General features: G+C 63.7%; 18 protein-coding genes. 7 read left to right on the top strand and 11 right to left on the bottom strand.

The annotated features are described in order from the left end of the window. Positions 1 to 3: 3 nt before the first annotated feature. Complete coding sequence (locus QYL91_RS07870) at positions 4 to 399, bottom strand: thioredoxin family protein (protein WP_417750564.1); 396 nt, start codon at positions 397 to 399, stop codon at positions 4 to 6. A gap of 136 nt (positions 400 to 535) precedes the next feature. Between QYL91_RS07870 and QYL91_RS07865 the strand changes: the two genes are divergently transcribed. The 3 genes from QYL91_RS07865 to QYL91_RS07855 all read left to right on the top strand — a co-directional run bounded on the left by QYL91_RS07865 (position 536) and on the right by QYL91_RS07855 (position 2,512). Beyond that, positions 536 to 1,159 carry a universal stress protein gene (locus QYL91_RS07865; RefSeq protein ID WP_302079951.1) on the top strand — a complete coding sequence of 208 codons (624 nt, stop codon included), beginning with the start codon at positions 536 to 538 and terminating at the stop codon, positions 1,157 to 1,159. Between the two features lie 55 nt (positions 1,160 to 1,214). Beyond that, complete coding sequence (locus QYL91_RS07860) at positions 1,215 to 1,457, top strand: hypothetical protein (RefSeq protein WP_302082823.1); 243 nt, start codon at positions 1,215 to 1,217, stop codon at positions 1,455 to 1,457. A gap of 89 nt (positions 1,458 to 1,546) precedes the next feature. Further along, entirely contained in the window at positions 1,547 to 2,512 is a 966-nt protein-coding gene (locus QYL91_RS07855) for an oxidoreductase (RefSeq protein WP_302082822.1), read from the top strand. A gap of 4 nt (positions 2,513 to 2,516) precedes the next feature. Here QYL91_RS07855 and ppc read toward each other — a convergent pair whose 3' ends face one another. The 3 genes from ppc to QYL91_RS07840 form a co-directional block, all read right to left on the bottom strand. Then, entirely contained in the window at positions 2,517 to 5,204 is a 2,688-nt protein-coding gene (gene ppc / locus QYL91_RS07850; RefSeq protein ID WP_302082821.1) for a phosphoenolpyruvate carboxylase, read from the bottom strand. Between the two features lie 171 nt (positions 5,205 to 5,375). After that, on the bottom strand, positions 5,376 to 6,146 hold the full coding sequence (locus tag QYL91_RS07845; RefSeq protein ID WP_302082820.1) for a creatininase family protein: 771 nt from the start codon (positions 6,144 to 6,146) through the stop codon (positions 5,376 to 5,378). A gap of 40 nt (positions 6,147 to 6,186) precedes the next feature. Continuing rightward, positions 6,187 to 6,555: a DUF2237 family protein gene (locus QYL91_RS07840; protein WP_302082819.1), complete on the bottom strand. Its 369-nt coding sequence runs from the start codon at positions 6,553 to 6,555 to the stop codon at positions 6,187 to 6,189. Between the two features lie 197 nt (positions 6,556 to 6,752). Here QYL91_RS07840 and QYL91_RS07835 point away from each other — a divergent pair, with 197 nt between their 5' ends. Continuing rightward, the gene (locus QYL91_RS07835) at positions 6,753 to 6,965 is read left to right on the top strand and encodes a DUF7979 domain-containing protein (protein ID WP_302082818.1); all 213 of its coding nucleotides are present in this window, start codon (positions 6,753 to 6,755) and stop codon (positions 6,963 to 6,965) included. Between the two features lie 149 nt (positions 6,966 to 7,114). Here the strand turns inward: QYL91_RS07835 and QYL91_RS07830 are convergent, their stop codons facing one another. Then, complete coding sequence (locus QYL91_RS07830; protein ID WP_302082817.1) at positions 7,115 to 7,246, bottom strand: hypothetical protein; 132 nt, start codon at positions 7,244 to 7,246, stop codon at positions 7,115 to 7,117. Positions 7,247 to 7,333: 87 nt separating this feature from the next. Continuing rightward, on the bottom strand, positions 7,334 to 7,465 hold the full coding sequence (locus QYL91_RS07825) for a hypothetical protein (RefSeq protein WP_302082816.1): 132 nt from the start codon (positions 7,463 to 7,465) through the stop codon (positions 7,334 to 7,336). A gap of 147 nt (positions 7,466 to 7,612) precedes the next feature. On the opposite strand from QYL91_RS07825, the gene QYL91_RS07820 reads away from it, so the two are divergent. Next, on the top strand, positions 7,613 to 7,768 hold the full coding sequence (locus QYL91_RS07820; protein ID WP_302082815.1) for a hypothetical protein: 156 nt from the start codon (positions 7,613 to 7,615) through the stop codon (positions 7,766 to 7,768). Here the strand turns inward: QYL91_RS07820 and QYL91_RS07815 are convergent. Together QYL91_RS07815 and QYL91_RS07810 are read right to left on the bottom strand one after the other, a co-directional pair. Next, entirely contained in the window at positions 7,765 to 8,850 is a 1,086-nt protein-coding gene (locus QYL91_RS07815; RefSeq protein WP_302082814.1) for an acetate and sugar kinases/Hsc70/actin family protein, read from the bottom strand. The genes QYL91_RS07820 and QYL91_RS07815 overlap by 4 nt on opposite strands. A 66-nt stretch (positions 8,851 to 8,916) precedes the next feature. Further along, entirely contained in the window at positions 8,917 to 9,411 is a 495-nt protein-coding gene (locus QYL91_RS07810; RefSeq protein WP_302082813.1) for a FlaD/FlaE family flagellar protein, read from the bottom strand. Positions 9,412 to 9,659: 248 nt separating this feature from the next. Between QYL91_RS07810 and QYL91_RS07805 the strand changes: the two genes are divergently transcribed. Both QYL91_RS07805 and QYL91_RS07800 read left to right on the top strand, forming a co-directional pair. Beyond that, the gene (locus QYL91_RS07805; protein WP_302082812.1) at positions 9,660 to 10,559 is read left to right on the top strand and encodes a ParA family protein; all 900 of its coding nucleotides are present in this window, start codon (positions 9,660 to 9,662) and stop codon (positions 10,557 to 10,559) included. Beyond that, positions 10,556 to 11,533, top strand: coding sequence for a chemotaxis protein CheW (locus QYL91_RS07800; RefSeq protein WP_302082811.1), 978 nt, complete (start codon positions 10,556 to 10,558; stop codon positions 11,531 to 11,533). The genes QYL91_RS07805 and QYL91_RS07800 overlap by 4 nt, the downstream gene beginning before the upstream one ends. Positions 11,534 to 11,545: 12 nt before the next feature. Here QYL91_RS07800 and QYL91_RS07795 read toward each other — a convergent pair whose 3' ends face one another. The 3 genes from QYL91_RS07795 to QYL91_RS07785 all read right to left on the bottom strand — a co-directional run bounded on the left by QYL91_RS07795 (position 11,546) and on the right by QYL91_RS07785 (position 14,077). Then, positions 11,546 to 12,682 carry an NAD(P)/FAD-dependent oxidoreductase gene (locus QYL91_RS07795; RefSeq protein ID WP_302082810.1) on the bottom strand — a complete coding sequence of 379 codons (1,137 nt, stop codon included), beginning with the start codon at positions 12,680 to 12,682 and terminating at the stop codon, positions 11,546 to 11,548. A gap of 57 nt (positions 12,683 to 12,739) precedes the next feature. Further along, on the bottom strand, positions 12,740 to 13,717 hold the full coding sequence (mvaD, locus tag QYL91_RS07790; RefSeq protein WP_302082809.1) for a phosphomevalonate decarboxylase MvaD: 978 nt from the start codon (positions 13,715 to 13,717) through the stop codon (positions 12,740 to 12,742). A 75-nt stretch (positions 13,718 to 13,792) separates the two neighbouring features. Continuing rightward, complete coding sequence (locus tag QYL91_RS07785; protein ID WP_302082808.1) at positions 13,793 to 14,077, bottom strand: hypothetical protein; 285 nt, start codon at positions 14,075 to 14,077, stop codon at positions 13,793 to 13,795. Positions 14,078 to 14,291: the final 214 nt, after the last annotated feature.

The raw sequence follows: 14,291 nt of genomic DNA, 5'->3' as shown, positions 1-14,291 counted from the left end.
CGGCTAGGCGGCCTTGTCCTCGACCCACGAGACGAGGTCGTCGTTGGGAATGAACCCCTCCGCGCGCTCTGCGACCGGTTCGCCGTCGACAAAGAGGACGAACTTCGGGACGCTCTGGACGGCAAAGCGGTCGACGAGTGGCGGGTCGTTGCGGGGGTTGACCGTCGCGACGACGGCATCGGTGGCACGCGCGATGTTGGTCAGGATTGGCTCCATGCTCGCACAGATAGAACAGCCGTCGGTGTACAGTTCCAGTAAGACGGTTTCGTGGCTCGAAAGCAGGTCCTCGAGGGCCGCCTCGTCGTCGAGCGCGACCGGGCTGTCGGTGTCAGTCGCTGTATCCCCAGATGTCACACGAGCAACTACGAGCCACTGGCGGGTAAGTGCTACGTGTGTCATATAGATTATGTGTATGCCAGTGGCGAGAGTCGCCGTGCGGCGACCCCGTGAGCGGGGCGGGGTCGGACGCCAGTGACGTTCTCACGACACGAGAGCAATGGACTGATATATAGGGGCGCCGGTCAAACGGCCGTATATGTACGACCAGATACTTGTCCCGACCGACGGTAGCGAAGGCAGTGCCCACGTCGCGTTGCAGGCTATCGACCTCGCAGAGCAGTACGGCGCAGCGATTCACGTCCTCTATGTCGTCGACGACAGCGTCAGGTCGATACTCCACGACATCGGCAGCCAGAGCGACTCGCTCGAACAGAAAGCCGAGACCGCAATCGAGCGAGTGACAAAGATGGCCTCGGTCCACGGTGTCGAGGCCGTCGGGGAAGTCCGGGAGGGCGACCCCGCCGACGAGATTCTCGCCTACGCCGACGAGATAGCCGCCGACGCAATCGTCGCGGGGACACACGGACGCTCGGGCGTCGAGCGTCGGCTCATCGGGAGTGTCGCCGAACGACTCGTCCGACACGCCAACTGTCCGGTGATGACAATCCGGCTCCCCGAGACGGACGTGACCGTCGACGACGCCGACCACGCCACAGCACTCACCGAGCGAGCACTCGACGAAGCCAGCTACACGGCCGAGGTAACCGGAGCCGAACGCCAGCGAAGCGTCTGGGTCGTCGACGCCGAAACCGACGACGAGTCACTGACTGTCTATCTCGACCCCGTCACCCAGCGGACCAGTATCGTCTCTCACGACTGACTACGGAAAATATGAGGTCTAGACGGGAAGTGTCACAAGCCGATAGAGTGGTGTGATGCCCTCGCTTGCCGACTACTTCCCCTGGTATGCGTGGGTGGCAGTGCTATCGCTGGGAGCGGTCGCAGTGGTCCCATTTTTCTTCTCGCCCGAGCGAGGGATGGCAGTCGGGCTCTCGCTGGTCGAGTATCTCGCCGTGGTCGCCGTCGTCGAGTTCGCTGCCGCTGCTGGTATCGGCGCGCTGGTCGTCCACTACCGCGACACCGACCGAGAGGAGCGCGAGTGGCGGTTCGAACCCTGAGAGTGGTGGGGGACTGTGCCAGCTCGGACGGCTCCGACCCCAATCAGTGAGGCAAGAGACTTGTCTGGCAGTCACTTGTATAGTGTGTGATGACAGATTCGTGGACAGCAGAGCAGATGCCGGACTGGTCGGGAAAAACGGTCGTGATAACGGGTGCAAACAGCGGGCTGGGGTACGAAGCGACGAAGGCCTTCGCACAAAAGGGGGCGACGGTCGTGATGGCCTGTCGGAGCCTCGACCGTGGCGAGCGAGCGGCCCGCGAGATACGGGAAGAAATCACCGAGCGGACGGGCGCGACACTCAACGTCAGGCAGTGTGACCTCGCCTCACTGGACTCCGTGGCGTCGTTTGCCGACGGCGTCCGCGAGGACTACGACGAGTTACACGCTCTCTGTAACAACGCCGGCGTGATGGCGATTCCCCGCCGCGAGACCGAGGACGGCTTCGAGATGCAACTCGGCGTGAACCACCTCGGCCACTTTGCGCTGACAGCACACCTCCTCGACGTACTCGTCGAGACGGACGGCGAGACACGCGTTGTCAGCCACTCCAGTGGCGCACACACTGCCGGCGACATCGACTTCGACGACCTGCACCGCGAGAAATCGTACGGCAAGTGGGAAGCCTACGGACAGAGCAAACTCGGGAACCTCCTCTTTGCCTACGAACTCCAGCGCCGCCTCGACGACGCCGACGTGACCGACACCAAAAGCGTCGCCTGCCACCCCGGCTACGCCGACACCAACCTCCAGTACCGTGGGCCGGAAGAAAGCGGGTCGAAAGTCAAGTACGCGATGATGAAAGCCACAAACGCCGTCTTCGCCCAGCCGGCCGAGCAGGGCACACTCCCCTTGCTGTACGCCGCGACGGCACCCGACGTGGTCGGTGGCGGCTATTATGGCCCCGGCGGGCTCATGAACATGCGCGGCCCGCCCGAACGCCAGGAGTCAAACGCGGCCTCCCAAGACGAAGCGACCGCACAGCGACTCTGGACTGTCTCCGAAGACCTGACCGGCGTCACCTTCGACGTCGAGGCGCTTGCAGCGGCCGCCTAACCGCTCATCCGGTGTTTTTCATCCCGGCGGCGATGCCCTTGACCGTGAGACGGAGAATCCGCTCCTCGATGTCGGTCCGGTCGTCCATCCCGAGCAGTCGCACCTGCAGGTAGTTCAGCGGGTCGACGTACGGATTGCGCCGCTGGAGACTCTCCTCCAGCCAGCCACCCTCAAGGAGCGTCTCGCGTCCGGTTATCGCACAGACCAGTTCGGTCGCACGCTCGTACTCGGCCTGGATAGGAGCGAAAACACGCTCCTGGAGGTCCGCGTCGGCGAGCGAGGCGTACTCGCCGGCAATCTCCATGTCCGTCCGCGCGAGCGCGAGCGCGGCGTTGTCGAGCATCGTCCGGAAGAAGGGCCACTGCTCGTACATCTCCTGAAGTGTCGCCACATCACCGCCGTCGTCGAGGTACGCGTCGAGGCCCGACGCCAGCGAGTACCACCCGGGGACGACACACCGTGCCTGCGTCCAGGAGAACACCCACGGAATCGTCCGGAGGTCCCCGACGGTCCGCTCGCCGGTTCGGGAGGCCGGCCGCGACCCCAGATTGAGGTCTTCGATGACGGTGATGGGCGTGGCCTGCTCGAAATAGGAGACGAACCCCTCCGTGTCGAGCAGGTCACGGTAGGCCGTTCTGGCGGCGTCGGCGGCCACTTCCATCGCGTCGAGCCACTGCTGGTCGACGGCCTCGGGTGACTGCTCGAGCGCGTTCGAGCGGGCGCGCATCTGCGCATTGAGCATCTGTTCGAGTTCCCGCTCGGCGATGGTGGCGTTTGCGTACTTCTCCGAGATGGCTTCGCCCTGTTCGGTGAACTTCACCTCGCCGGTAATCGTCTCGGTCGGCAGGGCGAGCAACGCGTCGTTCATCGGGCCGCCGCCGCGGGAAATCGAGCCGCCGCGCCCGTGGAACAGTCGGAGTTCGACGTCGTAGTCGTCGGTGATAGTCGCCAGGCGCTTCTGGTTGCGGTACAGCGACCACTGTGCGGCAAGATAGCCGTTTTCCTTGTTCGAGTCGGAGTAGCCAAGCATTATCTCCTGGACGTTGTCACGGGCCGCCAGGACCTGTGCGTACGCCTCGTTCTCGAACAGCGTTCCCATGATGCGCCGGGCACCCGAGAGCGCGTACTCCGTCTCGAGCAGGGGGACGATGTCCAACCCGGCGTGGCCGGGCAGGTCGACGACGCCGACTTCCGAGGCCAGAAAGAGAACTTCGAGGACGTGACTCGGCTCCTCGCACATGCTGATGCAGTACGTGTCGATTGCGTCGACGCCGTACTCGGCCTGCCAGTCGGCGAGCGATCGAAAGCGCTCGACGACCCGTGCGGCCGTCTCAGAGAGGCCGTCGGTGTCGGTGAGGTCGACGAATCCATCACCGTCCAGGATGGCTTCGGTGAGCACGGCCACCCGTTCGTCCTCGTCCATCCCGGCGTAATCGAGTTGCTGTCGGGCCAGGAGTTCGTCGACCGTCGCGGTGTGGTTTTCCTGGTGGTCCCGCAGGTCCAGGCTGGCGAGGTTGAATCCGAAGGTGTCGACCTGGCGGACGAGCGGGTCGACGTGTGACTCGGCGATGCGCTCGGCGTCGTTGGCTCGCAGGTCCGCCGCGATGGCTTCGAGGTCCGTTCGCAGTTCCTCGACACTCTCGTATCCGCCCGGCCGGAGGTCACCGACGCGGTCGAGGCGCTCGCGAATCAGGTGCAGTTTCTGTCGGTACGGTTCGTCGTGGTTTCGCTGTGCTGCGGTCTCGGCCGCGTTCGGCAGTCGTTCGCGGTCGGCCTCGAGTGACGCCGCGACGCGGTCACCGAGCGTGATTCGACCGCCGTCCTGGCTGAGGATTCCCAGGAGGTTCCGAATCTGCTCGCGGTAGTTCTCGAGGACGACCCGGCGCTGGCGCTCCAGCGTCTGCGCAGTCACGTCGGGAGTCACGTAGGGGTTGCCGTCGCGGTCGCTGCCGGCCCACGAGCGAAACTCGAAGAGTTTCGGCACGTCGATGTCGTCGAACTCCTCGCTGAGCGCGTCTTCGAGTTCGTCGTACACTTCGCCGGTGACGTCGAACAGAACGTTTTCGAGATACCACTGGACGTTCAGCGCCTCGTCGGTCGGTTCGGGCTGGCGCTCGCGCAACTGTGCGGTCTGCCAGAGACTCGTCACCTCGGCGCGGAGGTCCCGTTTCACCTGCTCGGCCTCCTTGTCGGTCAGGAGTTGCTGGTCTAGCGTCTGGAGGTGGTCGGCGACCGACCGGAGCTTCGATTTGACCGTCTTGCGCCGTGCCTCGGTCGGATGCGCGGTGAACGTCGGCTGGATGAGCACGTCGTCGAGTATCTGCTGGGCGGTCTCGCTGTCGGCGTCGGCGAGTTCGATAGCGGCTTCCTCGAGGCCGTCGTCGGGCAGTGTCGCCTGTGACTGCTCTCTGAGCGCGCGGACTCGCTCGCGCTCCTCGGCGAGATTGATGAGTTCGAAGAAGGTGGTAAACGCGCGTGCGACGACGAGCATCTCGTCGTCGTCGGCGGCGGTCAGTGCCGTCTCCAGTGGCTCCCGACTGTCGGTGTTCCCGTCCCGGTAGTCGATTGCCGTCGTCCGCAGTCGTTCGACAGTCTCGAAGGCGCCCTCGCTTGTCTGCTCGGAGATGACGTCGCCGACCATCTCCCCCAGTTCGCGGACATCCTGGTGGATGTCCCTGCGATGTAGTCGCATACCACGTCATCACTGGGCACGATTGAAAAACCTTCGATTATTGGCGTCAGTATCACTAACTATCCAGATATATAACGAATAATCACGACTGTACGTAGCCGAAGTAAACGAACGTCCAAAAACAACACTAAGCAGGTCGCTCGGCAGGAGACAGAGCAGAGCCCAGGAAATTCAGACGTGGTCTTCGGGCAGCAGTTCCGCGCGGTCGCGGTCGGCCAACCAGTCACACAGCGAGACGAGCTGGTCGCTCGCGGCTTCGAACAGTTGTGCGCCTTTCTCGGCGGTCGCGTCGGTCTGATCGCCGAGCACGCCGTTTTCGGTGTTGTCGATGGCGTCGTAGAACGTTCGGGCGCCGTGGACGCGCATCGCGTCGGCATCGAACTCGGTGAGGCCGCCGTCACGAGCCTCGGCCAGTCGGTCCTCGTGGACCAGCTCGCCCGCGATGTGTTGAATCATCGCCGTCTCCTTGGGGCCGCCGTGGGGGCCGTTGGTCTCGAAGAGGTCGTCGACTAGGTCGGGTATCGACTCGTCCCACATCCACTCGACGGCGTAGGCCGTCTCGGCCTCGTGGAGGCGTCGGCCGACTTCCCGGAGGTGTTCGACGTTCCCGCCGTGGGCGTTGACGTAGACGATGCGGTCGATGCCGTGGTACGCGAGGTTCTCGGAGAAACTCTCGACGTAGTCCCGGAAGACCGGCGCGTCGACCCACATCGTCCCGTAGAACTGTCGGTGGTGTGGGCTGACGCCGACGTTGATGGTCGGCGTACAGAGATAGCCGGTCCGCGCTGCGGCCTCGCGGGCGAGCGCCTGTGCAATCATGTGGTCGGTCCCTTCCGGCAGGTGCGGGCCGTGCTGTTCGGTCGACCCCAGCGGAACGATTGCGAGTGACTCTTCCTCGAAGTACGTCCGGAGGTCCGGCCACGCTTCCTCGGCGAGATACATCGAGTGGAGTAACGAACGCCAGCGTGAAAAGCGACCGCGATTAGCTCTCGTGAGCGAGCGCTTCGAGTTCGGATAGTTCGACTCTGTCGAGGACTTGCTCGGCAGTCGCCTCCAGCACGACCGGCGGTGCGACGTCGGCGGCTTTCGCTTCGAGCCAGCGGTCGATGCAGAGACACCAGCGGTCGCCCGCCGAGAGGCCGGGAAAGTCAAGTTCCGGCCGCGGCGTGACCAGGTCGTTGCCCCGCGACTTGCTGTACTCCAGAAACTCGTCGGTCATCACCGCACAGAGTTCGTGCCGACCGGCATCCCCGGAGAGGTGGTGACAACAGCCATCCCGCAGGTAGCCCGTCGTCGGGTCCTCGCTGCAGGTCGCCAGTTCGGTTCCCAGGACGTTTCGCTCGTCGACCATACCCCGCGTTGGTCCCGAACAGGGTAATCAATTTGGGAGCCGGGTCTCGCCCGTTCCGAGTTTCGCGCTCGTCTACGATATGAACGTTTGTTATTTTATACCCATCTAATCGGCGGCGAGAGGCTTTTCCTCGGCAAAAATAGCCCCAGTAGATTGAAGTACGTCCAGTACTGACAGTGTGATAGAAGTCCTCAAACATGGTACGAGACCTCACGGCACAGAAACTGGACGACGTTCCGCAGACGGCAACGGTCAGCGACTACGACGAACTCCCCGAAGACGAGCAAACAGCGGTCCGTCGGCTCGTCGCCGGTGAATCCGTGAGCGACGCAGTCACGCCCGACAGCGATGTCGTCCGCTTTACCGGCTACTACCGCATCAACAGCTCGGGCGCACAGGCCTCAGACTAACCGTCTCGGTTTTCCTCGACACGACTTACGCCGGTGGCACCGCTCGCCGGTGAGTGGACGTCAGAAAACGGGGCCGAGAGTCGTCTATACGGAGTGTACCAGTGCGGACGATACGATGTGGCCGAGTTCGTCGTTGTGTCGGTTCATCTTCACGCGGTGACGCGGAACGATTCTTTCTGGATGATTTCCGTGCTGTGGCAGTTCGGACAGGCGTATTCTGTCAGCTTTGTTGTTTCGTCGTTGTAGTTCATCCGCGAGCCACATCGGGTACACTGAGTCATTGCGTTTCTTCCTACGACGAGGGGATTATTAATCATTATGGTTTCCGCCCCCTGGGAGAGCCGGCTATCTGGGGCGGGAAAATCGGGTTACGCGGTGACCCGATAGGCCGGTTTCCAGACGATTTCGGTGTTGTGGCAGTTCGAACAGACGTACTCTGTCAGTTTCGTCGTCTCGTCGTTGTGGCTCATCCGCGTCCCACACCGAGGGCAGTTGGTCATACGTGGTGGTTCGAGGTCCACGTTGTTAACCACTCGGGCCGTTCCCAGACAGTCGAAGACACCACAGCGGGCAGCAGACGGTTGTCTGACGGGGTTTTACGGTTGCGCTGACAGACACTCTGGGGTATGCCCCGGTTTAGAATATCGTTGCCAGACGAACTCAGACGCGACCCGCACGGAACCGAGCGGCGAACGGGCACCGAAACGGCGTCGCGTCGCCTCGGGGACGGCATCGAGGGCACAGACGATGTGGGGCAGCGGGTTATCCGCTGGTTTGACTGCTGGGTCGACGGCGACGATTAGTCGTTCTGGGCGAGTCGCGCAGCGATACGCTGTGCGCCGATGGTCGCCGAGAGGTCGGGCCGGTCGGCGGCGACGGCCTCGATGTCGCGGCCGAGTGCCTCGCCGACGCGTTCTTCGAACTCCTCGACGACGCCCGGGATACAGGCCATGCCACCGGTCAGCACGACCGGGCGGTCGAGTGCGAGCTGGTAGACTTTCATGTGGTCGTTGGCCAACTGCGAGAGGAAGGTGTTGGCAAACTCCTCGACAACGTCGTCGAGGTACTCGTTGCACGCGTCCATCACCGACCGCTCGATGGTGAACTCGTGGGAGCCACCGCCGGGCTGTTGGATGATGTCGGTGAAGGGTTCGAACTCCTCGAAGTCGGCGTGTTCTTCCTTGTACTCTCTGGCGGTCGTGATGTCGATGTTGACCCGCCCCTGGGTCTCTTCTTCGACGTAGTTGGCGATGACGCGGTCGACTTCGTTGCCGGTGACCGCACCGGTCGTGAACGGAGAGATCTGTTCGCCACGCCGGTAGGCAGACGCTTCCAGGTTCGTCGACCCCATGTTGACGGCGATGAAAATCTGCTCGATGGCTTCGAGGTCGTCGCCAAAGGCGGGGATAGACCCACAGAGTGATTCGGGGTAACTCTCCATGAGCGCAGTCCCGATGGGACTGTTCTCGATGACGTTCTGGAGGTTCTCAAGTCCGGCAGGGTTGTCGATAGTCGGAATCGCGTAGACGACCGCGCTATCCTCGGGGATGTCGTGGGACTCGATGACGGTGCTGAAAAACTGCTCGGTCAGTTCCGCACGGTCCTCGTCCTCCGGCAGTCCCGAGCGCAGCATAAACTGCACGCGGTCGGGATACTCCCGGGCGGCCTCCTCACCGTAGAGGTACTTCTCCTCGCCGGTCAGCGCATCCTCGTAGCTCGCCAGACAGGTCAGCGTCCGGATAGTCTGTAGCCCCCCGTCTTCGGTGGGGTATGCGATGACAGTCCGTGTGCTCCCGAGTTTGACCCCGACGGGTACGGCCCCGTCACCGTCGCTTCCGCTGCTGCCCGACACCTCTTCGGTCTCGGCGTCCACATCGGTACTCATACACGGCCTGTTACAGCGCGCCCGGTATATAAGAATCGAAAAAGGTAACGGAGGCTATACGACCGGTCAGGCCATCGATGCCAGTTTCGCAACGTAGACGAGACTCAGCATGTGGTCGTCGACGTCGAGGTCGTTGCCGTCGTTTGCGCTCTGGTCGTCGATACCGAGCAGGTAATCGCCGAGGTCTGCCTCGACGGCCTCGGTAATCCAGCCGACCGACTCGTAGTAGTCCAAAGCTTCGGTGGCACCCTGATAGCCGGCGTGGAGCAGGAGGAATTCGAGCCACTCGAAGATGAGGTTCTCTCCGGCGTAGTGTTCGGGGAGTTCCTTCAGGTACGGTTTGGTCGTCTCGCCGCTCCCGGCCTCCAGGGGAAGGAGTTCGCGGTACAGCCCTTCGCGGAAGGAGCCACCGGTGGGGCCGGTCGGTTCCTCCTCGCCCGAGCCCATCGACCCGAGACCGATGTCGGCCTCGGAGTCGCCACCACCGTTGGTCTGCCCCCCGCGCTTCCTGGCCATCTTCCGCAGTTCCTCCAGGTCGTAATCGCGCGGGTTGATACTCATGATACAGAAACCTTCGCCCCCCAACGAGTTAAAGGTTACACACAGTCAGACGCCCGTCTGACGGGTCTGCGCCGGAATTTCGTCGCTTTCGGTTCCGCGGTTGCAGGCCTAAAGCGGACACGGTGGGACGTTGTGGGAGAGTATAAGAGGTACCAGGAATCGCTTGCGGCCGGTCGCCGCGGCTTTCTTCCGAGTGATAATGAGGAACGTATTTTTATTACGTCGGGAACCCGACCTCCCAACAGGTGATGAGAGGCGACGATACTGGTGCGCGAATCTGTGTGACGAACGCCAAGGGCGGGACTGGCAAGACTACGGTCGCAATCAACGTCGCTGGCGCGCTCAACGAGCGCGGGCGGGACGTCCTCTTTGTCGACCTGGACCCACAGGGCAACGCCACCGAAGGACTCGGGCTCGTGGAGGCGTACGACGCTGCGCCACCGACACTGTTCGATGCACTGACCGACCACACGCGCCGGGACGTCGTCAACGACCTCATCGTCGAACACGATGAGATGGACGTCCTGCCGGCGAGCATCGACCTCCTGCAGGCCGAGCACGAACTGACGATTGCCGACCTCATCGCACGCATCAAATCCGACCCGAACCTCTCGGGCGGACTCGAGGCACTGGAATCGCTCGCAATCAACGTCGAGTCGGCGGGCATCACCGAAGGGCACGCGCTCGACGCACTCGACGTGGTGCTGTCGGAGATCGACCACGACTACGACTACATCATCGTCGATTCCCCGCCGTTCTACGGGAAACTGACCGACACCGGCATCTTCGCGACGCGAAACGTCCTGGTACCCGCCCTGACCGAGGCCACCTCCGAGCGGGCAATCGAGTTGCTCATCGACCAGATTGCCGCCCTGGAGAGCCAGGTCGGTATCGAGGTCAACACGGTGGGTGTGGTGGCAAACCGCATCGAGAACACGAGCGAGGACCGGACGATGCTCCAGTGGTTAGAAGAAGTGTTCGCGGACTTTCCCGTCTGGGAGGTCCGCAAACGCGTCGCACTCCAGCGGGCGTTCTCGGCCGGGTCCTCGATTTTCGGCTACGAGGAGCGCGTCGACATGGAGGAGGTCTTCCTGGACGTTGCGACGGAACTCGACAGGCAGTTCGGCTACGCCGAGGTGACAGCATGAGTGAAAACGAACGCATGGAACGAGCACGGCGCATCCGACGGATGCGCGAGGGACAGCGCGACGGCGAGGACGACTCGCCCGAAACCGACGACGAACAGACGGCCGACGCCGGCCAGGACGACGAACCAGCGGAGACACAGCCAGCGGCCGACACGGCGACGTCGGAGGAGACGACAGCGACCGACGACGCGGCGGCCGCCACATCGACAGACGGTGGCGCCGCAGCGACCACCACGGAGCCAGAGACCGACGGGGCTGAAAGCGACGACGAGCCAGAACGCGACGAACCGGAACAGGACGCCGAGTCGGCGGCCGACGAGGCGGCTGGCGAGAGTATCGACGAGACAGCCGAGAACGTTAGCGGCACGCACGCGGAGTTGCCAAGCACCGAACAGATGGAAGCGGCCATGGAACAGACCATGGAGCAGGCCGAACAGGTCGCGACCCCGGAGGAAAGCGATGCGGAGTCCGAGGACGACACCGAGGCCGAAGCCGAAAGCGAAGACGCGGCAGGGCCTGCGGGTCTCGCTGGCGAAACCGAAGAAACCAGAGAACCGGACACCCGCGTCCTCGAGTTCACGCTCGACGACGAGCAGTACTGTCTTGACATCCAGTACATCGAGGAGATTGTCAAGCACACCAACATCACGCGGGTGCCCAACACGCCGGAGTTCGTCGAAGGCGTGGTCGACCTCCGCGGGCAGATTACGACCATCCTCAATCCGAAGGTGACCATCGACAAGCCGAACAAGGAGGCGGGCGACCTCATCGTCGTCTTCGACGCCGAGGCCTTCGAAGACCAGGGGCACATCGGCTGGGTCGTCGACGACGTCCACCAGGTCTCGCCGATCAGCGACGACCAGGTCAACACCCCGCCCATGCAGGAAGACTACATCAACGGCGTCATCGACCGCGACGACGGCGAGTTCGTGATCTGGACGACGCCCGACCTCGCGCTCGAAGAAGCCGAGTAGTCACCGACGGCGTCAGTCTGCCTCGGCGACGCCGACTTTCTCCCAGACGTACTCGCTTGCATTCTGGACTGCGCCAATCGACGTGAGATAGCCAGCCCCGACTGTGGTCTTCAGGGCTTTGGCCGCCCGCCCGCGAACAATCTGTCCGCCGACCTGTGCGACGGCGCCGTCACCGACGCTGACCAGCCACCCCAGTTCCGTGTACCGGTAGCGGTCCAGGCGTGGCTCGAATCCCGCCCCGCTGCGCTCGTGGGCGAGGAGCTTTCCGATGTTCTTTGCCGCCACGTCTGCCTGCCGGACAGCCGTCTGTGCGCTCGCGGGTGCTGGCTGGCCGTCGGCGTCGACGACGCGTGCGGTATCGCCCGCGACGAACGCCCGGTCGCCGAGTCTGAGGTCGGCACGCACCTGCGGTCGGTCGCCGCCGGCGACGTCCTGTCCCGCGATACCCCCCGTCCAGATGAACTGGTCGTACGCCAGGTCCCCACCGTCGGCAAACGAGATGGTGTCGTCGTCGGCCGCCTCGACTGTGCGGCCGGTGTGGACGGTCACGCCCCGGTTTCGCAGTTCCTCGTCGACGGCCCGCTGGAACCGCTCGGGGAAGTTCGGCGCCACGGTGTCGAGGCGCTCGACGAGATGGACCTCGACGTCGGATTCGTGCTCGGCCATCGACGCGAGTTCGCCCGCAATCTGGATACCCGAGAGGCCGGCACCGCCGACGACGACGCTGCCGCCGTGTTCCTGGATGTCCGCGAAGTCGTCGCGAATCTGCTCTGCGTCTTCAATACGTTTCAGCGGCGTCGCGTGTGTGCGGACGCCGGACATCTCGTAGAAGGCAGTCTCTGCGCCGAGGGTGACGGCGAGATACTCCGCCGAGAGTGTCCCGTCAGCGAGGTCGATAGTCGCCGTGTCGGGGTCGAACCCGGTGACTTCCGCCTGCCGGAACTCGGCACGGTCGAGCAAGTCCTCGATAGGCAACTGGAGGTCCTCGGCCAGGGACGGGTGACTGACAACGCGGTGAATCAGGTGCTGAACGAGGTGGGTCGACCGTTCGTCGACGAGCGTAATCTGGTCTTCGGGTGGGAGTGTCTTTTCGAGTTTTCGTGTCAGACTGATACCGGCGTAGCCAGCACCGAGAACGGCGACGTGCATACCAGGCGTTGGGCTGGGACAGAGTAAAGGCCTCCGACGGGCGAACAGGGAGCGGCCTCAGAACAGGGCGTCGCTCTCGTCGAGAATCTCGGCCGGTCCGCCGAGTTCCCAGACGCGCGTGTCGACGCCGCAGTCGGCGACGACGTCCTCGACGCGGTCGACGTGTGCCTCGGTCGTGTTGACGTAGACGCTCGCGCCGGTGTCGACGGAGAAGTACACCGGGACACCCTCCTCGCGGAGCTCGCGGACGGCGTTGAAAATCTCTATCGTCCGGGGTTGCCAGTAGACCCAGCCAGCGGGGCCGGTCATCGTCGTGGCCGCAAGTGACAGCGAGTCGTGCTCTGCGAGTTCGAACACCGCCTCGAAGTTCCCCTCGCGGAGCCCCTCGCGCATCTCGGCAATCTGGCCGTGCATGTGGGCCATCCGCGACTCGAACATGTGGCTGTCGGCGGCCTCCTTGTGTGCGGCCTCGGTCTCCTTGTAGGATGGGACCATCCCCGCGACGATTCGGAGGTCCGATTCGAGGTCGTCGGGGACGGGAATCCGCTCGGAGCGACAGTCCTCGTCGTTGAGTCCCGTCCGCAGATGCGAGAACGCGCCCGTGACTGCGCGCGCGGCCGATGAGGAGCCACGGCGAGCGACAGTCGAGATCTCCGGGCGGGTCATGTCCAGTCCCGCGGCCTCGACCAGCGCCATCGCCGCAGCGGCAAAGCCAGACGACGACGAGCCAAAGCCGATGTTCGTCGGGAAGGTGTTCTCCGACTCGAAGCGCACACGGTGGTCGATGCCGGCCAGTTCGCGGACGTGATCGACGACCGCGCGGATGCGTTCTGCGCCGCGGCCCTCGACTGGTTCGCCGTCGATGGCGTACTGGTCTTCGGCCAGCGACTCGTCGAACGCGGCGGTCGTCTTCGTGTGACTCGGCGCGGTACAGAGGCTGATAGAGTCGTGATACGGGAGTCTGAGTTCCTCGTCGCGCATCCCGTGGTACTTCACCAGTCCCTGAATCGGGTGCGCTTTCGCTGTCGCCTTCATATCTCCACCTCCGCAGGACAGCACTTGGGGCTTACTAACCGGGCGTCGAAGGCCGTCGCCCCCGGACGTGGCCGCTTACGACTCTGTGTCTCCCGGGTCGTCGACCTGGCTCTCTGTCGCGTCAGCCGTGTCGTCGCCCCGGCACCGATAGACCGGCGAGCGGACAGTGACGTCTGGGAACCGCCAGCGCAGTTCGAGCGCCGGCCAGGCGACTGTCGTAACGAGGATTGCTGCGACAGCGTAGAACTGTGCTTTCCCCATCCAGATCGGCGAAACGTAGAGGATGCCGTTGACGACCCCGGCTACGAGAACGATAGCCACCACGGGGAGCAACACACTCACCGACAGCGAAATCTGCACGGCAACAGTGTTTGCGAGCGGTTTGCATAAAGGTAGCTTACGTCGCAGTTAGGCGAGCGGTCTGGGGCCGGCGTGGCCGAGAGCGCGTGCCCGCAGGGCCGCGCGATTCGGGGAAAGGCAGGCCTGCCGGTAGCAGTGCTGTGCGGTTGCGGAAGGAACTACGGTAGCACCTGCGAGCGGTCTACCGAGCGCGAGCAGCCTTTTTCCCCAAGTT

The sequence above is a fragment of the Salinibaculum rarum genome, from assembly GCF_030505615.1.
GTDB classification, from domain to species: domain Archaea; phylum Halobacteriota; class Halobacteria; order Halobacteriales; family Haloarculaceae; genus Salinibaculum; species Salinibaculum rarum.
Note: the sequence above shows the minus strand (reverse complement) of the source record. Positions and strands in the feature narration are given on the sequence as shown.

Bases quoted from the DNA above. Each gene is read 5' to 3' on its own strand.
- QYL91_RS07870 (WP_417750564.1), bottom strand. From the start codon at position 399: ATGACACACGTAGCACTTACCCGCCAGTGGCTCGTAGTTGCTCGTGTG.
- QYL91_RS07865 (WP_302079951.1), top strand. From the start codon at position 536: ATGTACGACCAGATACTTGTCCCGACCGACGGTAGCGAAGGCAGTGCC.
- QYL91_RS07860 (WP_302082823.1), top strand. From the start codon at position 1,215: ATGCCCTCGCTTGCCGACTACTTCCCCTGGTATGCGTGGGTGGCAGTG.
- QYL91_RS07855 (WP_302082822.1), top strand. From the start codon at position 1,547: ATGACAGATTCGTGGACAGCAGAGCAGATGCCGGACTGGTCGGGAAAA.
- ppc (WP_302082821.1), bottom strand. From the start codon at position 5,204: ATGCGACTACATCGCAGGGACATCCACCAGGATGTCCGCGAACTGGGG.
- QYL91_RS07845 (WP_302082820.1), bottom strand. From the start codon at position 6,146: ATGTATCTCGCCGAGGAAGCGTGGCCGGACCTCCGGACGTACTTCGAG.
- QYL91_RS07840 (WP_302082819.1), bottom strand. From the start codon at position 6,555: ATGGTCGACGAGCGAAACGTCCTGGGAACCGAACTGGCGACCTGCAGC.
- QYL91_RS07835 (WP_302082818.1), top strand. From the start codon at position 6,753: ATGGTACGAGACCTCACGGCACAGAAACTGGACGACGTTCCGCAGACG.
- QYL91_RS07830 (WP_302082817.1), bottom strand. From the start codon at position 7,246: ATGACTCAGTGTACCCGATGTGGCTCGCGGATGAACTACAACGACGAA.
- QYL91_RS07825 (WP_302082816.1), bottom strand. From the start codon at position 7,465: ATGACCAACTGCCCTCGGTGTGGGACGCGGATGAGCCACAACGACGAG.
- QYL91_RS07815 (WP_302082814.1), bottom strand. From the start codon at position 8,850: ATGAGTACCGATGTGGACGCCGAGACCGAAGAGGTGTCGGGCAGCAGC.
- QYL91_RS07810 (WP_302082813.1), bottom strand. From the start codon at position 9,411: ATGAGTATCAACCCGCGCGATTACGACCTGGAGGAACTGCGGAAGATG.
- QYL91_RS07805 (WP_302082812.1), top strand. From the start codon at position 9,660: ATGAGAGGCGACGATACTGGTGCGCGAATCTGTGTGACGAACGCCAAG.
- QYL91_RS07800 (WP_302082811.1), top strand. From the start codon at position 10,556: ATGAGTGAAAACGAACGCATGGAACGAGCACGGCGCATCCGACGGATG.
- QYL91_RS07795 (WP_302082810.1), bottom strand. From the start codon at position 12,682: ATGCACGTCGCCGTTCTCGGTGCTGGCTACGCCGGTATCAGTCTGACA.
- mvaD (WP_302082809.1), bottom strand. From the start codon at position 13,717: ATGAAGGCGACAGCGAAAGCGCACCCGATTCAGGGACTGGTGAAGTAC.